General features: G+C 70.0%; 13 protein-coding genes. 5 read left to right on the top strand and 8 right to left on the bottom strand.

All coding sequences use genetic code 11. From position 1 onward, the window contains the following. Positions 1-100: 100 nt before the first annotated feature. Positions 101-1024: a hypothetical protein gene (locus FHX45_RS07935; RefSeq protein ID WP_167098099.1), complete on the top strand. Its 924-nt coding sequence runs from the start codon at positions 101-103 to the stop codon at positions 1022-1024. A 560-nt stretch (positions 1025-1584) separates the two neighbouring features. Here FHX45_RS07935 and FHX45_RS07930 read toward each other — a convergent pair. The 3 genes from FHX45_RS07930 to FHX45_RS07915 all read right to left on the bottom strand — a co-directional run bounded on the left by FHX45_RS07930 (position 1585) and on the right by FHX45_RS07915 (position 4296). Beyond that, positions 1585-2076, bottom strand: a complete 492-nt coding sequence (locus FHX45_RS07930; RefSeq protein WP_167098096.1) for a hypothetical protein — start codon at positions 2074-2076, stop codon at positions 1585-1587. 125 nt (positions 2077-2201) lie between these two features. Next, complete coding sequence (locus FHX45_RS07925; RefSeq protein ID WP_167098093.1) at positions 2202-2669, bottom strand: hypothetical protein; 468 nt, start codon at positions 2667-2669, stop codon at positions 2202-2204. Between the two features lie 1207 nt (positions 2670-3876). Continuing rightward, complete coding sequence (locus FHX45_RS07915; RefSeq protein ID WP_167098090.1) at positions 3877-4296, bottom strand: MerR family transcriptional regulator; 420 nt, start codon at positions 4294-4296, stop codon at positions 3877-3879. Positions 4297-4324: 28 nt separating this feature from the next. On the opposite strand from FHX45_RS07915, the gene FHX45_RS07910 reads away from it, so the two are divergent. Continuing rightward, a complete protein-coding gene (locus tag FHX45_RS07910; protein ID WP_167098087.1) occupies positions 4325-5089 on the top strand; it encodes a methyltransferase domain-containing protein in 765 nt (254 codons plus the stop codon). A 455-nt stretch (positions 5090-5544) separates the two neighbouring features. Here the strand turns inward: FHX45_RS07910 and FHX45_RS07905 are convergent, their stop codons facing one another. Together FHX45_RS07905 and FHX45_RS07900 are read right to left on the bottom strand one after the other, a co-directional pair. After that, complete coding sequence (locus FHX45_RS07905) at positions 5545-6861, bottom strand: MFS transporter (protein ID WP_167098084.1); 1317 nt, start codon at positions 6859-6861, stop codon at positions 5545-5547. Positions 6862-6899: 38 nt separating this feature from the next. Continuing rightward, positions 6900-9212, bottom strand: a complete 2313-nt coding sequence (locus FHX45_RS07900) for a cytochrome P450/oxidoreductase (protein ID WP_167098081.1) — start codon at positions 9210-9212, stop codon at positions 6900-6902. Between the two features lie 152 nt (positions 9213-9364). Here FHX45_RS07900 and FHX45_RS07895 point away from each other — a divergent pair, with 152 nt between their 5' ends. Then, a complete protein-coding gene (locus tag FHX45_RS07895; protein WP_167098078.1) occupies positions 9365-10027 on the top strand; it encodes an IclR family transcriptional regulator in 663 nt (220 codons plus the stop codon). 12 nt (positions 10028-10039) lie between these two features. Here FHX45_RS07895 and FHX45_RS07890 read toward each other — a convergent pair whose 3' ends face one another. Further along, a complete protein-coding gene (locus tag FHX45_RS07890) occupies positions 10040-10510 on the bottom strand; it encodes an Lrp/AsnC family transcriptional regulator (protein WP_167098076.1) in 471 nt (156 codons plus the stop codon). 174 nt (positions 10511-10684) lie between these two features. Here FHX45_RS07890 and FHX45_RS07885 point away from each other — a divergent pair, with 174 nt between their 5' ends. Continuing rightward, positions 10685-14131 (top strand): indolepyruvate ferredoxin oxidoreductase family protein, encoded by a 3447-nt coding sequence (locus FHX45_RS07885; protein WP_167098073.1) that lies wholly within the window; start codon positions 10685-10687, stop codon positions 14129-14131. Between the two features lie 24 nt (positions 14132-14155). On the opposite strand, the gene FHX45_RS07880 is transcribed toward FHX45_RS07885, so the two are convergent. After that, on the bottom strand, positions 14156-15265 hold the full coding sequence (locus FHX45_RS07880) for a pyridoxal phosphate-dependent aminotransferase (protein ID WP_208405845.1): 1110 nt from the start codon (positions 15263-15265) through the stop codon (positions 14156-14158). A gap of 143 nt (positions 15266-15408) precedes the next feature. Here FHX45_RS07880 and FHX45_RS07875 point away from each other — a divergent pair, with 143 nt between their 5' ends. Beyond that, positions 15409-16182: a GntR family transcriptional regulator gene (locus FHX45_RS07875; protein WP_167098067.1), complete on the top strand. Its 774-nt coding sequence runs from the start codon at positions 15409-15411 to the stop codon at positions 16180-16182. A 23-nt stretch (positions 16183-16205) separates the two neighbouring features. Here FHX45_RS07875 and FHX45_RS07870 read toward each other — a convergent pair whose 3' ends face one another. After that, a complete protein-coding gene (locus FHX45_RS07870) occupies positions 16206-17702 on the bottom strand; it encodes a CoA-acylating methylmalonate-semialdehyde dehydrogenase (protein WP_167098065.1) in 1497 nt (498 codons plus the stop codon). Between the last annotated feature and the right edge of the window lie 34 nt (positions 17703-17736).

The raw sequence follows: 17736 nt of genomic DNA, 5'->3' as shown, positions 1-17736 counted from the left end.
CATCCGCCACGTCCTGTTAGACCCGATGTGATGAACGTCGGCCGGGCCAGTCGCACGATGACGACATTTCTGTCGGTGGGGCCTGCTATATGCATCAGCCATGAACCTTGAAGATCTTGCCGATGCGGCCGCGGCGCTGCGGAAGTCTGACGGTGACGCGCTGAAGACGTTGGTCTCGCAGGTCATGGAGAACGCAAGCCAGCTTGGCCTGCGTACGCTGCCGGCCAGGGTCGACAGCGACATCGTGGTGACCTTCGACGCCGAGGCGATGACGGCACAGGACGTGGTCGCCGCTGCTGGCGCGGTCAAGGCCGGACTGCTTTACCTGAACCGGGACCTGGTTGACCGCGAGTCCGTCGAGACGGCGGTAGAGGGGGCGGGCCTGCCGGACACGTGCCCCGAGCGAGACCAGTTTCTGCAGGCCTTACGGCGTGCGGAGGGCTGGACGAGTCTGGTCGAGCTCGGCTTCGCGCACCAAGGTGTACTGCACGTGTGGGAAACGGCCGCGCCGTGGCACTTCCTCCTGGACGCCATCACCACCGCCGGGCAGGGCGCGGGCAGGTACCTGCCGCCCGTGTCCTACCAGGATCCCGACCGGCTCAGCCCGGAGGACAGCGAGGCGCTGGCGCAGCGCGTCGCGGCGTTGCCCGAGTTTCGTCGCGCCGGCCGGAGGGCGGACCGGAACACCGCCGCGGAGCAACTGCCGGAGATGGCCGAGCTCAGCGTGAAGTCCGGTTGGCAAGCAGGCAGCGTCGTGCGCCGTGCCGAGGAACTTCTGCGCACCGAGCTCGTCACCTGTATCGGGGCACTCAAGCCGCGCACGGCTGAGCTGGCCGCCCTGCTCGCGGCGGACCCGGCCTTCCGTCAGGTGTCCACCGCCTTGGCGCGTCAGCGTTTCGCCGACGAATGGCTGCTCGCGCACAGCGACGGACTGCGACTTGAGTCCTGGTTCGTCAAGGAAATCGCGGTGCAGGCCCACCGTGCGGTCAAGGGCGATCCTGCTGGGCAGCAGCTGGTGTTGTAGGCGACAGGCGGCAAAGTGTCGACATCACTAGTTGCGGCGGTGGTTCGACATCGCGCCAGCTGCGACTGTCGTTGCGGCGGCGCGTCCTGCGCGGGCGCCCACGGTTTCCGGAGCTGAACGAGCGCCACAACGGGGTCGTCTGCGAGCTACCTCCCGACCACCCGCCCGTGCTGCTCCACCACAACGGCCGGATCGGCATGTGGGAGGGTCCCGTGTCGGTGGAGGTGCTGCGCGCACTGCTCGCAGACGCGGAAACGTCACCCGAGGGCTGACTGGTCTCCCCGTGCAGAGGAACGGCAGCGCCCGCTACCGTGGCTGGTGTAGGGCCCGTAGGGGCGAGAAGTCAGGCCGTGACGCGCCCGGACGGTCGTGTCACGGGTACTCAGCGTCGGAGCAGAGCACGGCCAGCAGGCACCCAGCCGACGTTACTCCTCGCGGTTGGCCTCGGCGGTGCGGAAGCCTGGCCTGTGCGTCGTCGGCGGCGACTTCTATCGAGCGTTACTCAGGGACAGCAGGAGTTGGCATCGCTGCCCCCAAGTGATCTCAGTAACGACGTCTAACTACTGGGGTTCAGCAGGCGGACGCCCACCTAGCTGAAGCCAATGGTCGAGCAGCTCTTCCTGCACGGGAGCGGCGAGGACCTCGGCTAGGTCCTCTTCAAACTCTTCGATGCTGCTCTCCATGCTTTCTCGGTGACGATCGTCGAGCGCCTTGTCGTTCTCGGTCCATCCGGGCATGACGCGCTCCAACAGGGGCCCGGTGGTTTCCCGCAACCTTTCTTTCGCCTCGTCGAGTGCCAGTTGAGTGACCCGGACCTCGTCGCCTCGTCCGAGGTCGACCGCGTGCACTGCGTCGAGCACGATGCCGGCGGCAGTCGCGACGCCATGACGGACTGCGATCCGAAGGAGATCGTTACTGAAGACCCGCGTTTCTGCTGGTGCCCATGTGAGAGCGTCGAGGTCACTGTTGAACTCCGCAGCGTGGTCCAGCGTCGTGCGAGCCGGTATGTCGGCCCACTCGAGCGTTGCTGCAGGTCTGAGTCTGTAGAGCATCTTGGTTCTAACCCTTCGGATGTGCTGATCAGTTGATTTGTCCGGATGGACATGACGATGCCAGGGGCCCGTCCCTCCGCTGACGACTGCGTGGGAGGAGGGTCCGCCTGATGGAACTAGGTCGTTCAGGAGGTCGCGCCTCGTTTGCTGGCCATGATGCTGCGCAGAGGTGCGGTCGGCTGCAGTGCGCCAGGAACCCAGCCGAGTTCCTCGGCGAACCGAGGGAATCGCCCGAAGACGACGGGAAGGCTGTACCAGTCAACCTTGTTGGCCTCATCGTCATGTGGCCACTCGAAGTAGGTCAGCAGATTGTTTGTGCCGTATCGCGAGGACTGGTTGGGCGCAGCCTCGAAGACGTTGTTCTGCCTGCTCTGCACCGCCCAGAAGATCGGCACCGCATCGGCTTCCCACTGCTCCAGGTGTCGCTCCTTGACATAGCGCACGTACTCGTCGAGCTGCTCCGCACCGGAGAGCTCATGGTGGTCGTCAACCATGGGGGACCCGTCGAGCTCCGGCGACAGGTACAGGTCGGCGTAGTGGACGTGCCCCGTCTTTTTGGACACGACCCTCCAGCGCCCTTGCTCGTTGGTCATCGAGGCGAAGGCTCCTTCAACCGTGGCGTTGCGCTCCCATCACTGATGGGGCCTTGATCAAGTGTGTCTCCAGAACACAGCTTCGCGTTACATGCACCCTCTGGTTCTCAAGCCGTAAGCTGTTGCGCTCCCGTGCGCGCTCTCTGCCGCGTCGACAATCCACGCTAGGACTTACCCCTGCGTCATGACGCCTGATTCCCAATTACGGGAACCTGCCCGGAGCCGGATGCCTTCGTACCTGCAGGTCAGAAGGGGTAGCGCACCATGGGGTTGTGCGGTCCTGTGAGCCCGTAGGAGCTCGAGTAGCGGCGGGCCCCAGTCACAGCACCTCAAGTGCACTGGGTTGATTTCTGTCCAGCTCGTCGGGCACGCTGGTGGATCGGCTGTAGCTGAAGCATGCGGTGGCGGGCCTTCTTGTGCTCCGTTCAGGTTGAGGCATTGGTAGCCGGGCGGGGTTGGGTTGGGACCGTTGCGGCTGTCTCCGTGGGGCGGCAATGGGTAGGGGACCCGAGGCGTTGCGGGTGGTGGCGCAGCGGTTCTGCTTTCGAAACTTGCTCACCGAGGGTCGAGATGCCGGCGAGACCCTGTCGAAAGCCTTTTTCGGTCCCGGCGACGTTGTTGTGGCGTCAGATGCTCAAGTGGGGAGCGCCATGGGGAGCAATATGGGAGCAGGACTGCACGCTGAACCGGCCGGAACGAGGCCCAACGGACCTGAACGAGCCGCGCTGACCTGCAGGAGCCATGTTTCCGCAGGTCAGCGCGGTATGGCGTACATAGTTCACACCGAAGAGGTCACTGGTTCGACCCCAGTATCGCCCACCGGTTGTTTTCGCTGTTCAGACGGCCTGTCGACGATCTTCGCCGGCGGGCCGTCGGCATTTGCGGGGAGCAGATGGGGGGCACGGCGTCCTGACCACTCTCGCGAATCCGAAGAGGTCACGCCGCTTCCATCCCCTGGCCTGGGGTCCATCCCAGCTCCATGTGGCGCGGACGATGTCCTCGTCGAAGACGGGGACGTAGCCGCGGGTGGTTTGGATGTTGAGCTGGCCGAGCAGGGCTGCACCAATGTGGATGGGCGGACCGCTGTTGACCACGCTCGGTTGCGAAGACCCGGCGGAAGTCGTGGGGTGTGAACCGAGTCGTGCGGAATCCTGGATGCTCCTCGGCCAGCTCGGCGCAACCCCGTTTGATCATGTGCGATCCAGGTCTAGCCCGAGGCGGTCGTCGCCGTCAGGGTGCCGCGTTCGGCCACGACGGCCTGGAAATGCCGGCAGCTGGTGAAGTCGTCGTGCTCGCAGTCCAGGGCACACTCGACCAGATCGAGCGAGGCCTGGGCGCGGGCGATGCGTTCGGCGAGTTCGTCGCGCCGGCGCCGCAGTACGGCCCGGCGCTGCGCCGGATCGGACGTCGTGATCATCTCCCGGATCTCGTCCAGGCCGAGCCCGGCCTCCTTGGCGCGCAGGATCACGGCGACACGGTAGAGGTCGTTCGCGCCGTAGCGACGCCGACCGCCCAGCCGGGCCGGCGTGACCAGGCCCATCGACTCCCAGTGGCGCAGCACGTGTGCCGCCAACCCGAACCGGGCCGCGATCTCCCCGATGCTCATCGTCGTCGCGCTTGACTTCATGTCGGCATTTAGTCGCACCCTGGGTGCCATGTCCACCCACACCAGCGATCCCGACTCGATCGCCGGCCTGATCTCCGTGCTCGACGCGGCCGATGCCCTGCCCGGCGCAGCCGAACTCCGGGCTCGCACCTACGAACTGCTGCACATCGCGCCCGGCGCCCGGATGGTCGACGTCGGGTGCGGCTCGGGTCGCGCCGTCGCCGAGCTGACCGAGCGAGGCGCCGAGTGCGTTGGCGTCGATCCCAGCGAGACGATGCTGACCGCGGCCCGGCACCGCCGGCCGGGACTGGAGTTCGTGTCCGGGACCGCCGGGGAGTTGCCATTCCCCGACGGCGTGTTCGCCGGGTACCGGGCCGACAAGGTCTTCCACGAGCTGCCCGACGCCGACGCCGCACTCCGCGAGGCGATGCGCGTGCTCGCGCCCGGCGGGCGCATCGTCTTGCTGGGCCAGGACTGGGAAGCGTTCGTGATCGACTCCGACCACCCTGATCTCACCCGGACCCTGGTGCAGTCCCGTGCCCGGTCCGTCGCCAACCCGAGAGTGGCCCGGCGCTACCGCAACCTGCTGCTCGACCAGGGGTTCACCCAGATCACCGTCGAAGTCCACACCGCGGTGTTCACCGACGCACCGATGCTCCCCGTGCTGACCGGCCTCGCTGAGCATGGACTGCAGGCGGAGGCAGCCCCGCCGGAGGAGATCACGGCGTGGCTGGATGAACAACAGCGACGCGCGGCGGGCGGGCGGCTCTTCCTGGCCCTTCCCTTGTTCCTCGCCGCCGGAACCCGCCCCTGACCGCGCTCAGGGCTTGGGTTCGGAGAGCGGGAAATAGCGTGGCGCTCGCCGAGCTCGTTCTCCGGAACGAGTTCGATCGGGCCTGCTGCCTCCAGAGTACTTGCGAAGCGGTACTCCACCTCGATGTCACCATCGCCTGGACGGAAACCCCTGAGTCGCGCAGGCGACTCAGGGGTCTTGTTCATCGGGACCCGATGTCAGTTGTTCGAGAAGGACCACTTGTCATCCGTGCGCAGGTCGCGGTAGCCGTACAGCGCGCTCAACGTTCCTCGGGTGGGTTTCGCCCCGGGTGACGGGCGAGAGTGCCCAGGCTGGCACAGCCTGCTGGCGAGGAGCGCGCGTCGATGGGCCCGCTCTATCAGGAGGACCTGAATTCAGTACGGTTCCGGTACTGCTCCTCGAAGCCTGCGGTGATGCCCGCCCCGTGAGCACGGGCGCGGGCATCACCGGTCCGCTCAGCCGACGCGGTCGAGGTCGACGCCCTTGGTTTCCCGGCTGGTCACCAGGGCGATCACGGTGATCGCCATCGTGATCACGAGGTAGCCGACCACCGCGCCGACGCCGAAGCTGTCGATGAGCCACACCGCGATGAGCGGCGCGGGCGCACCGGCGATGATCGACGAACCCTGGAACACCAGCGACGAGCCCGCGTAGCGGTAGCGGGTGGGGAACAGCTCGGTGATCCACGCTGCCTCCGGACCGGCGAGCATGCCGTGGAAGAACGCGCCCACGCACACGCCGAGCCACAGCATCGGCACGCTGGAGGTGCCCACCATCCAGAAGAACACCGGCGCCCAGATCACGAGCGCGACGGCGGGCACGAGCATCGCGATCTTGCGGCCGACGCGGTCGGACCAGGCGCCGCCGCCGATCATCCCGGCGAACTGGCACACCGACGCGAACGTCACGGCCAGCACCACGTCGCCGCGCGCGTAGCCGAAGTACCTCGTGGCGTAGGCGATGACGAAAACGGTGTAGATGTAGAACGCGATGTTCTCGCCGAGCCGCATGCCCAGGCCCTGCAGGACCGCACGGGGCCGGGCCAGCGCTTCGAGCACGCTGGACTTCTTCTTCCCCGCGGCCTTCTGCTCCGCGCCGGCCTTGGCGGCCTGGAACACCGGCGACTCCTCGACGCTGCGCCGGATCCAGAACCCGATGATCAGCAGCGGGATCGCGACGAGGAACGCCACCCGCCAGCCCCACCTGTCGAAGGCGTCACCCGGGAAGGCCAGCCCGATGACGGTGACCACGACGGTCGCCAGCACCGTGCCCAGCGGCGCGCCGGCTTGCGGCCAGGAAGCCCAGAAACCGCGCCGCTTCGGTTCGCCGTACTCGCTCACCATCAGCACGGCCGCACCGAACTCGCCGCCCAGCGCGAAACCCTGCGTCATCCGCAGCACCACCAGCAGCACGGTCGCCCAGAGCCCGGCCTGGTGGTAGGTCGGCAGCACGCCGATCGCCGCGGTCGAGGTGCCGAGCAGGAGGAACGTCACCACCAGCATGGGTTTGCGGCCGAACTTGTCGCCCAGGTGCCCGAACACCACACCGCCGAGGGGGCGAGCGACGAAGCCCAGACCCTGGGTGGCCAGGGCGAGGAGCAGCTGGACGACCCCGCTGTTGCCGGGGAAGAACAGCGGGCCGAGCACCGTCGCGGCGAGCACGCCGTAGATGGCGAAGTCGTACCACTCCAGCACCGACCCGGCCATGCCGCCGGCGAGCACGCGCCGGAAGCTGGTGGCGGACCGGACCCGGTGATCCACCGTCGACGTCATTGTCAGTTCCTTTCGAATGTCCACAAGGGAGAGTTGAGTCAGAGCCGGAGGCTGATCCGGTCGCCGCGGGCGCGTGAGCAGCAGGTCATCATCTTGCTGTTCGCCGCCCGCTCGGACCTGGTCAGCACCACGTCGCGGTGGTCGATCTCGCCGTCGAGGACCGCGGCCTCGCACGTGCCGCACAAGCCCTCCTCGCAGTCGCTGGGGACGTCGATGCCCGCGGCGCGCAACGCGGCGAGCACCGTCTGGTCCGCGGCGACCCGCACGGTGAGGCCGGAGTCGGCGAGGTCGACGTCGAAGGAGTGCTCGACGGCGGGATCGAGGGCCTGCTGCGTGGTGCTGAAGTGTTCGACGTGCAGCGCGTCCTCCGGCCAGTGCGCGCTCGCCGCGGCGAGGGCGTCGAGCAGCCGTTCCGGGCCGCAGGCGTAGATCTGGGTGTCCCCGGCCGGGTTCGCGAGCAGTGCCGCGAGGTCGAGCCGGGTCCCCGCCGCGGTGCAGTGGATGTGCAGCCGGTCGCCGTGGTCGCGCCGGCACCGGTCCAGCAGGGCCATCGCGGAGGTGCTCCGGCCGCAGTAGTGCAGTTCGTAGCTGCCGCCGGACGCCTTGACGTGGTCGGCCATGGCGATGATCGGCGTGATGCCGATCCCGCCGGCCACGAACACGTAGTGGCGGGCGGCGGGGTCGAGCCGGAAGTGGTTGCGCGGGCCACGCAGCCGCAGGGTGCTGCCCGGCCGCAGGTTCTCGTGCACGTATCGGGAACCGCCGCGGCTGTCCGGGTCCTTCAGCACCGCGATGCGGTAGGTGCTCAGGTCGGCCGGGTCGCCGCACAGCGAGTACTGCCGGGACACGTCGCCGAGTTCGAGGTCCACGTGCGCGCCCGGTGTCCACTTCGGCAAGGGCTTGCCGTTGGCCGCGGCCAACGTCACCTCGACGACCTCGTCGGCGGCGCGGCCGACCGACACGACGGTCACGGCACGGCCGGCGCCCCGCTTCGACGGCTCGCCGATGCGCACCGGCCGCTGCGCCCCGCGGATCGAGGGGTCGGCCCGCTCCGGGTTGGCCGCCGGATCCCATTGCACCCACAGGTGTTCCGGGCCGCGGAAGGAGGTGTTGGGGACGTAGGTGAACTCCTGGTCGGGCACCAGGTCCAGGTGGGGGAGCCGGCGGGTCAGCTCTTCGAGGAACACCTGGAGTTCCATGCGCGCCAGGTTCTTGCCCATGCACTGGTGGCTGCCGTAGCCGAAGGTCAGGTGGTCGGTGGCGTTGTCCCGGCGGATGTCGACCTCGTCGGCGTTGTCGAAGTGCCGCTCGTCGCGGTTCGCCGACGAGTTCACGATGAGCAGCTTGGCGCCGCGCGGGATCGGGACCCCGCCGACCACGGTGTCCCGGGTGACCAGCCTGCGCCACGCGGCGACCGAACCCGAGTGCCGCAGGCACTCCTCGACGGCGTTGGGGATCAGGCTCGGGTCGGCGCAGATCTCCTCCCACACCTCGCGGTTCTCCAGGAGGAGCTTGATGGCGTTGGCGGCGGCGTTCGCCGTCGTCTCGTGGGCGGCGACGATGCCGGCCATCATGATCGAGTGCAGGTAGGAGTCGGTGATGACGTCGGGGTGCTCGCGCTGGGCGCGGATGCTGTACGGGATCCAGCCGTGACCGGAGGGGTCCTTGCGCAGCTTGTCCAGCACCGTACCGGCGTACTGCCAGAACTTGCCGACGTTCTCCGCGACGGCGACCTGCTCCTCCGGTGAGGGCCTGCCCCAGGTGTTGACGGTGTGCGCGATGGAGTACTTGCGCAGGGTCGCCATGTCCTCCTCGGGCACGCCGAGGAAGTGCAGCGCCACGGTGAGCGGGACCTCCCACAGCATCTCGTCGACGAGGTCGGCCTTGCCGGCGTCGATGAAGCGGTCGACGTATTCCCGTGTGAGGCGCCGGACCACCGGCTCGTGGTGGACGAGCTGTTCCGGGGTGAACGGATCCATGAGGACCCGGCGGCGCGGCATGTGCTCGGGCTCGTCCTCGTTCACCAGGGTCCGGTTCATCGCGTAGCCGTACTTCGCGAGGGTGGCGGTGGCTTCCGCGGAGACGGGCGTGATCTTCTCGAGCGCGATCGAGGGCGAGAACGTGATGTTGTCGCGGAAAACGGCCTTGACGTCGTCGTACCGGGTGACGACCCAGTAGCCCAGCGACGGGCTGTAGAACACCGGCTCCTCGTCCCGGGACCAGCGCACCGCGGCCGGCGGGTCGGCCTGGTACTCGGCGCCGAACGGGTCGAACGCGCTCGCCCGGGCCGAAACCGGGCACCTTCCGGCCGCCGCGGCTCCGTGGTCGATCGGGCACGCCCCTGTGCTCATGCTGTTCCGCCTCCCAGTGACCGGCTCTTTTACTGATAACGCACAATGTGTAGCGTTGAGCGAACCGGGGTGAGCGTAAGTGGGGTAGCGGGGGCCGTCAAGGCCCGTCGGTAGAGTCGGGGTCCGGCCGAGATCGAGAGCGGAGGGGTGGCATGAGCACCTTGCAGACGCTCGACCGCGGTCTGCGGGCGTTGGAAGCGGTCGCGGAATCACCCGCGGGGATCTCGGTGGCCGACCTGGCGCGCGAACTCGACGTGCACCGGGCCATCTGCTACCGCATCGTGGCCACCCTCGAAGGCCACCGCCTCGTGGCGCGCACCGGCGACGGACGGGTCCGGCTGGCGTCCGGTCTGGCGAACCTCGCGGCGAAGTTCGAGCCGCACTTCAACCAGGACGTGCTGCCGTTGCTGCAGGACCTGGCCAACCGCACCAGCGCGACGGCGTACCTGTCGGCGGTGGAAGGCAACGAGTGCGTGGTGGCGATGGTCGCCGAACCCGAAGGCACCGTGCTGACCGTCGGCTACCGGGTCGGCAGCAGGCACCCCCTGACCCGCGGGGCGGCCGGGATCGCGATCCTGGCCGCGCGGCCGGAAGAACCCGGTGAGCCGGAGGCGGTACGGCAGGCGCGGCGGGACGGCTACAGCCTGACCCGGGGACAACTGGAGCGCGGCGCGGTCGGTCTCGCCTCCGGGATCCGGGCGGGCACCCTGGAGCGCAGCATCGGGGTGGTCGCCATCGACGGGCTGGACACCGGCCTCGCGGCTACCGAGGTGATGGCCGCCGCGCGGCGGATCGAGCACCTGATCACCGCCTGACGCCGCGGACGGTCAGGGTGCCGCGGCGGACGGCCATTGCTGACCCCGCGTCCAGGAGTCGAGCACGATCAGGGTCTTCGTGCTGGTGATGCGGTGGCTGCGGCGGAGCTCGTCGATCGTGCGCTGCAGGTGCTGCAGGTCGCGCACCCGCAACCAGACCAGGGCGTCCGGGTCGCCGGCGATGGTGAACACCGCCTGCGCCTCGGGCATCCGGGTGGTGCTCTGCACGATCTCGTCGACGTTGGTGGTGCCGAAGAACCGCAACTGCGCGAACGCCTCGACGCCCCAGCCGAGCTTGGCGTGGTCGAGCTGCACGGTGAAGCCGGTGATGACGCCGGTCTCCTGCAGACGGTCGATGCGCCGTTTCACCGCGGCGGTGGACAGGGTGACCCGGCCGGCGATGTCGGACAGCGTCCGGCGCCCGTCCTCGCGCAGCAGGGCCAGGATCTCGTGGTCGGTCGCGTCGAGCGGCTCCGCGGTCATGGCACGGGATCCTACGCAACAGATCTCAGTGAAACCGCCGGTTCGCTGCTGATCTTTGCGGAGTCAGTGGTAGTTGTCCCGGCATTGTTGTGCGGTCCCGCTGCCGCCGGTGAAGTGGTCCACGTCTCACCGAGGCGATGCAGTGACGCAGCAGTGACGCAGGAAGGGTCGCCGATGACCACCTTCACCCTGGACGAGCGGTACGTGCGCGAAGCGGGAACGGTCTACCTCACGGGTGTGCAGGCCCTGGTCCGCGTGATGCTCGACCGCGTCCGTCACGACCGCCGCGGCGGCGGCGACACGGCCACCTTCGTGTCCGGCTACGAGGGTTCCCCGCTGGCCGGGTTCGACCTCGAGCTGGCGCGGCGCGCGGCGCTGCTGGACGAGCACGCGATCGTGCACCGGCCGGGCCTGAACGAGGAGCTCGCCGCGACCTCGGTGATGGGCAGCCAGCTGGCCGCGGGCCTGGGCTCGTTGCGCGCGGACGGGGTGACCGGCTGGTGGTACGGCAAGGCGCCGGGCCTGGACCGGGCCACCGACGCGCTGCGGCACGCCAATCTGGCCGGTACGCATCCCCGCGGCGGTGCCGTCGCGCTGGTCGGGGACGACCCGAACGCCAAGTCGTCGACGGTGCCGTGCGCCTCGGAGCACGCGCTGGCCGATCTGGCGATTCCGGTGTTCTTCCCCGCGGACTCGCAGGACATCCTGGAGCACGGACGGCACGCGGTGGAGCTGTCGCGGGCGAGCGGGCTGTGGACGGCGATGAAGATCGTCGCCAATGTCGCCGACGCGGCCGGTACCGCCGTGGTCGAGCCGTCGTGGGCCGCGCCGGTGCTGTCCGAAGGTGCTTACGGCCACCGTCCGAGCAGCCGTCTCGTCGGCCCGGAGCTGGCCGCCGTGGAGCACAGCCTGCACCGGGTGCGGATGCCGCTCGCGCTGGAGTACCTCCGCGTCAGCGGGGTCAACCGGATCGTGCGGTCCGGGCCGGCCGACCGGATCGGGATCATCACCGCCGGAAAGTCCTATCTGGACCTGCGGCAGGCGCTGCGGACGCTCGGGCTCGACGAGGCCGCGCTCGCCCGATACGGCATCCGCATCCTCAAACTGGGCGTGATCCACCCCGTCGAACCGTCGATCGTCACCGAGTTCGCCGACGGGCTCGACGAGATCGTGGTGGTCGAGGAGAAACGCGCGCTCGTGGAACCGGCGGTCAAGGAGATCCTCTACGGCCGCAGCGCCGCGCCGCGGGTGCACGGCAAGACCGGCCCGGACGGCCGGGTGCTGTTCACCGAACTGGGCGAGCTCGATCCGGACGTCATCGCCAGGGGCCTTGCCGCACGGCTCGGTGACATCGAGCCGGTGCAGGCGTGGCGGGGACGGCGACGCCGGGAGCGGATCGCGGTGCCGCTGCTGGCCCGCACGCCCTACTTCTGCTCGGGCTGCCCGCACAACTCCTCCACCAAGGTGCCCGACGGCACGCTGGTGGGCGCCGGGATCGGCTGCCACACCATGGCGTTGTTCATGGAACCCGGTCAGGTCGGGGACGTCATCGGCATCACGCAGATGGGCGGCGAGGGTGCCCAGTGGATCGGGATGGCCCCGTTCGTCGAAGCCCGGCACCTCGTGCAGAACATCGGCGACGGCACCTTCACCCACTCCGGCAGCCTCGCCGTGCGGGCCGCGGTCGCGGCGGGCGTGAACGTCACCTACAAGCTGCTGCACAACTCGGCGGTGGCGATGACCGGCGGTCAGGACGCCGTCGGTGCCCTGCCGGTGGACAAGCTCGCCGCACTGCTGCTCACCGAGGGAGCCGCCAAGGTGGTGGTCACCTCCGACCAGCCGCGCCGGCTGCGCCGCCTGCGGTTCCCGCGCGGCGTGGCGGTCCGCTCGCGCGAGGACCTGCTGCGGGTGCAGGAGGAGCTGGCCGCGGTCCCCGGGGTCACCGTGATCATCCACGACCAGGAGTGCGCCGCCGAGAAGCGGCGCAAGCGGCGGCGCGGCAAGCTGGAGACCCCGGCCACCAAGGTGTTCATCAACGAACGGGTCTGCGAGGGCTGTGGTGACTGCGGGGTGAAGTCCAACTGCCTGTCCGTGCAGCCGGTGGAGACCGAGTTCGGCCGCAAGACCCGCATCCACCAGGCGTCGTGCAATGTGGACTACTCGTGCCTGAAGGGCGACTGCCCGTCCTTCCTCACCGTGGTGCCCGGGAAAGCCAGGCAGCGCAAGGCGGTCCCGCCGCTTTCGGCGACCGCGCTGCCGGAACCGCCGGTGGCGGCCGGAGATGTCGCCGTGCGGATCACCGGCATCGGCGGCACCGGCGTGGTGACCGTCGCGCAGATCCTCGCCACCGCCGCCGTGCTCGACGGGCGTCACGTGCGCACCCTCGACCAGACCGGGCTCGCACAGAAGGGCGGCGCCGTGGTTTCCGATGTCAAGATCACCCGCGCTCCGGTGGAGCAGGCGGCCAAGCTCGCCGCGGGGGAGTGCGACCTGTACCTGGCCTGCGACCCGCTGGTGGCGGCCGATCCGGTGCACCTGGGCGTGGCCGACCCGGACCGCACGGTCGCCGTGGTGTCCACATCGGAGGTGCCCACCGGGCGGATGATCGCCGACCCCGCGGTGTCCTTCCCCGGCGAGACGAGCATCCGGTCCGTCCTGGACGGTGCGACCGCCCGCGGTCACTACCTGGACGCGCGGGCCGCGGCCGAGGCACTGTTCGGCGACGACCAGTTCGCCAACATCCTCCAGCTCGGCGCCGCCTGCCAGACCGGCGCGCTGAACGTGAGCGCCGCCGCGATCGAGCGGGCCATCGAGGTCAACGGCACCGCCGTGCCGGCGAACCTGCAGGCGTTCCGCCGGGGCCGTCAGCTCGTCGCCGATCCGGACGCACTGGCCGCCGAGCTCGCCCCGCCCCGCCCGGCGCCCGGACCCGTCACAGACCCCGACGCGGTCCGCCGGGTGCGGTCACTGGTGCGCACCGAGGGTGGTGAGCTGGCGCGGTTGCTCGACGTGCGGGTGCCCGACCTCGTCGCCTACCAGGACGAGGCCTACGCACGCGGCTACGCCGAGTTCGTCGAGCAGGTGCGTGCGCGGGCCGGGGACGGTCCCGTCACCCAGGCCGTCGCCCGCAGCCTGCACAAGCTGATGGCCTACAAGGACGAGTACGAGGTTGCCCGGCTCTCCCTCGACCCTGCGCTCCAGGCGGAGATCGAGGCCCAGTTCGGGGCCGGCGCGCGCTACGCCCACCAGTTCCACCCGCCCGTGCTGCGCGCGCTCGGTCTCGACCGCAAGATCGCGCTCGGCCGCTGGGCCCGGCCGGTGCTGCGGCTGCTGCGCGCGGGGCGACGACTGCGGGGCACCCGCTGGGACGTCTTCGGCTACGCCGGGGTGCGGCGTGTCGAGCGGCAGTTGATCGGCGAGTACCGCGAGGCGATCACGAGCGCGCTGGCGGCGGGGATGGACGAGGCGGCGCTGCTCGAGCTCGCCGGACTGCCCGACGTGGTGCGCGGCTACGAGGACATCAAGCTCGCCGCCGTCGCCGGCTACCGGCGGCGGCAGGCCGAGCTCACCGCGGCGGTCACCCGGACGGAGAACGACCGCCCGCGGCAGCCCAGCGCCTGACCCGCGCACCTCCAGGCGGTGCGGTCAGCGGGCTTCGCGGCGCGCCGCGGCGAGGCGGTGGACCAGCTCGTCGAGCACGGGTTCCGGCGAGCCGAACGTGAGGCGGACGTGCGTGCCGGGGGCGTGCAGGTCGCCGCCGCGGATGCTCGCGATGCCGTGCCGGAGGAGCACGCGGTCGATGTCGTCCGGGGTGTCACCGAGGCTCGCGCAGTCGACGAGGAGGAACGCGCCCGCCGCGGGCCGCACGGGTTCGGGGAGGCCGCTCGCGGCGATGCCGTCGCACACGCGGTCGCGCTTGGCCTGGTAGGTGGACAGCGCCTGGTCGAGCCAGTCGCGCGGCCCGGTGAGGGTGGCGATCGCGGCGTGCTGCGGTACCGCGCCGCAACAGACCGCCTCCCACTGGAACCGGCACTCGATCGCCTCGATGAGCGGCGGTGGTGCCAGGACGTAGCCGACCCGCCAGCTCGCGAGCGCGTAGTACTTGCTGAGGCTGGTGACGGTGACCAGGTGCGGCCAGCGATCGGCGAACGCCTCGACCGGCTGGTAGCGGCGGCCGTCGAAGGTGAAGTGCTGCCACGAGTCGTCGGAGACGACGAGGAGCCCGTGGCGGGCGGCGAGGTCGGCCACCGCCGCGACGGTCGCGGCATCGGGGAGGTAGCCGGTCGGGTTGTTGGGGTTGCACAGGAGCAGAACCCGGCTGCGGGGTGTCACGGCGGCCTCCAGGGCTTCGAGGTCGAGCGCCCAGCCGTCGCGCTCGTGCGCGGGGACGTGCACGGCGGTCGCGCCGGCCTCGCGGATCGGGCCGTCGAAGAAGAAGGTGGGGGACGGCACGATCACCTCCTCGCCCGGGGCGAGCACCGTGCGCAGCACGAGGGACAGGCCCTGCATCGCCCCGTGCGTGATCAGCAGGCGGCGCTCGGGATCGACGTGCAGGCCGTGCTCGCGCGCGAGTTCGGCGGCGATCGCGGCGCGGAGCTCGGGCAGGCCGCGGCTGTCGCGCGGGTCGGGCTGGTCCATCGCCCGCCGGACCGCTTGCCGCACGTGCTCCGGCATCGGCAGGACCGGGGCGCCCACGAGCGGGAGGACCGCTGCCCCGTCGCGCGCGGCACGGGCTGCCCGGTCACGCGTGGCCATCGCCCCCATCGTGGGGAGAAGCGTCGCGGCGGGGAGGGACCAGGACTCCGAGGCGGAACGCAGCATGGGATCACCCTATCTATCGTGAGATATTAGAATCTACTAGAAAATATCTTGCTTTGCGCTGGTGATACACTCAGCAAGTGCCTGACATCCATTCCGTGATCACGGGAACGCCCCACGTCCCCGCCCTGCTGCTGGTCGGCCGGGCGGACGCCGGACTCGACCGCACCGGCCAGGCGTACCGGGCGATCAGGCGCCAGATCATCGACCTCACGCTGCCGCCAGGCAGCAGCTTCACCGAGGCCTCGCTGGCGCAGCAGTGGGGCATCAGCAAGACACCGGTGCGCGAGGCGCTCGCGCGGCTGCGGCGCGACGGCCTCGTGACGGCACTGCCGCGCGCGGGGTACGTCGTCAGCCCGATCACGCTGCAGGACACCGACGACCTCTGCGCCTTGCGGACACTGCTGTCCGGCGAGGCCGCCGCCCAGGCCGCGCGCCGCGGTGTGCCCGCGCCGGCGCTCGCGCGGCTGGAAGCGCTGTCCGAGGTCCATTTCGCACTCGCGGCGGGTGAGGTGGAACAGGAGGAGGCGCTGCGGGGCGCGGTCGAGTTCGAGGCCGTCATCGCCAACAGCGCCGGCAACAACCGCCTGGCGAAGGCGATCGTCGACGTGGTCGACGAGCTGGAACGGGTCCTGCGGATGGCGGCGCTGATCGCGCCCAGCGCCGCGAGCCCGCCCGGCGAGCTGAAAGCCATCTTCGAGCGGCTGCGGGAACGCGACGCGGACGGCGCCGAGGCGGCGATGCGCAACCGGTGCGAGCGCGTGCGGCACGACGTCATCCAGGTCCTCGCCGGGAGCGCCTCCGTGAGCAGGGCGCACATCGAGATGCCGGCCCCCTCGCTCCCGCCGGCCTAGCCGGCGGGAGCTGCGGGGTCCGCTCAGACCGCGGTCGGGAAGTGCAGGTCGCTGCGCTGGTGCGCGCCGTCCTCCGGCCAGCGGCTGGTGACCGCCTTCGCGCGGGTGTAGAAGGCCACCCCCTCGGGCCCGTGCATGTGGTGGGCGCCGAACAGAGACTGCTTCCACCCGCCGAAGGAGTAGAACGCCATCGGCACCGGGATCGGGACGTTGATCCCGATCATCCCGACCTGTACCGAACGCTGGAAGGTGCGCGCCGCCTGGCCGCTGGAGGTGAAGATCGCCGTGCCGTTGGCCCAGTCGCTGGCGTTGACGAGGTCGATGGCCTCCGCCAGCGAGCCGGCGCGTACGACGACGAGCACCGGGCCGAAGATCTCCTCGCGGTAGACGTCCATCTCCGGCGTGACACGGTCGAACAACGTGGGGCCGACGAAGAACCCGTCGCCCTGGACGTCGATCTCGCGCCCGTCCAGCACCAGCTCGGCGCCCGCGTCGACGCCGGACCGGATGGCACCGGTGACCCGTGAAAGCGCTTCCCGCGACACGACCGGGCCCATTTCGGACCCGGCCGCCAGCCCCGGCCCGACCTTGATCGCCTCTGCCTTCTTCCGCAGCAGATCGACGAGCGGTCCGGCCACGTCACCGACCGCGACGGCGACCGAGATCGCCATGCAGCGCTGGCCCGCCGACCCGTACGCGGCCGAGACCAGGTGGTCGGCGGCCTGGTCGAGGTCGGCGTCGGGCAGCACCACGGCGTGGTTCTTGGCTCCGCCCAGCGCCTGCACGCGCTTGCCGTTCGAACTCGCGCGGTCGTGCACGTACTTCGCGATCGGGGTCGAGCCGACGAACGACACCGCCGCGACGTCCGGGTGGTCCAGGATCGCGTCGACCGCGACCTTGTCGCCGTGCACCACGTTGAACACACCGCCGGGCAGGCCGGCGTCGGCGTACAGCCCGGCGACGAAGTTCGACACCGACGGGTCGCGCTCGGAGGGCTTGAGCACGAACGTGTTGCCGGTCGCGATCGCGATCGGGTGCATCCACATCGGAACCATGGCGGGGAAGTTGAACGGCGAGATTCCCGCGCACACGCCGAGCGGCTGGCGGAACGAGAAGAGGTCGACACCGGTCGAAACCTGGTCGGAGTAGTCGCCCTTGAGCAGCTGCGGGATCCCGCAGGCGAAGTCGATCACCTCCAGGCCGCGCACGACCTCGCCCCTGGCGTCGTCGAGGACCTTGCCGTGCTCGGCGGACACCAGCCGGGCGATCTCGTCCAGGTGCTTCTCGACGAGGTTGCGGAAGGCGAACATCAACCGCGACCGGCGCATCACGGACGTGTCGGCCCAGCCGGGCAGTGCGGCCCGGGCGGCCTGCACGGCGGCGTCGACGTCGGCGGCTTCGGCCAGGAGCACATCGGCCTGGTGCTCGCCCGACGCGGGGTCCCAGACCGGTGCGGTGCGGCTCGATGCGCCCGCGGTCTCCCGGCCGTCGATGTGGTGGAGGATGGTCCGGACTGTCATGGTGCTCGCTTTCTGGTGGGGTCGTCCGCGCGCG

The organism is Amycolatopsis granulosa, assembly GCF_011758745.1.
Lineage (GTDB): Bacteria > Actinomycetota > Actinomycetes > Mycobacteriales > Pseudonocardiaceae > Amycolatopsis_E > Amycolatopsis_E granulosa.
Note: the sequence above shows the minus strand (reverse complement) of the source record. Positions and strands in the feature narration are given on the sequence as shown.